Genomic DNA, 570 nt, shown 5'->3' on the forward strand with positions numbered 1-570 from the left:
CCGTGCACCCNCCCCCCTCCGGCCCCGCCCAGCGAACCACTTTGCAAAGTTCTGTCAACCTGCCCCGGAAACACTTTGCAAAGTGGCATCGGCCCAGCTCAGCGGCAGGGCGCAAGGCCCTGCCGGCCCGCCCGGGAAGCACTTTGCAAAGTCTCGTCAACCCGACCAGTGGCACTTTGCAAAGTCCCGCCAACCCCGACCCGCGGCACTTTGCAAAGTCCCGTAGACCCACCCACGGGAAGCACTTTGCAAAGTTTCGTCAACCCAGCACAGCAGCCCCTACGGCTCGCCGAAGAGGTCGCGCCGGACGGCGTCGCCGGCGGTGAGGACCGCGCCGCCGAGGACCGCGCCACCACCCGCCTCGCCCGCTCGGACTTCGGTGCGCACCGGCGAGAGGCCGGCCAGCCGCCGTTCCACCCGGGCGGCGAGCTCGGCGCCGCCGGCCCGGCCGACCTCGCCGCCGAGGACGACGCAGCCGGGGTCGAGGACGACGCAGATGGCCGAGGTGCCGAGCGCGATCCGCTCGGCCAGCTCGTCCAGGAACGGCCCGCCGGGCCGTCCGTCGCCGAG

Annotated in this window: 1 pseudogene; it reads right to left on the reverse strand. The window is 72.1% G+C overall.

Annotated features, from left to right (window positions below):
- Positions 1-279: 279 nt before the first annotated feature.
- Positions 280-570: pseudogene (locus tag VR45_RS37755) on the reverse strand (ROK family transcriptional regulator); the annotation flags it as partial.

This window comes from Streptomyces sp. NRRL S-495 (genome assembly GCF_000966955.1).
In the GTDB taxonomy this organism is placed as follows: Bacteria; Actinomycetota; Actinomycetes; order Streptomycetales; family Streptomycetaceae; genus Kitasatospora; species Kitasatospora purpeofusca.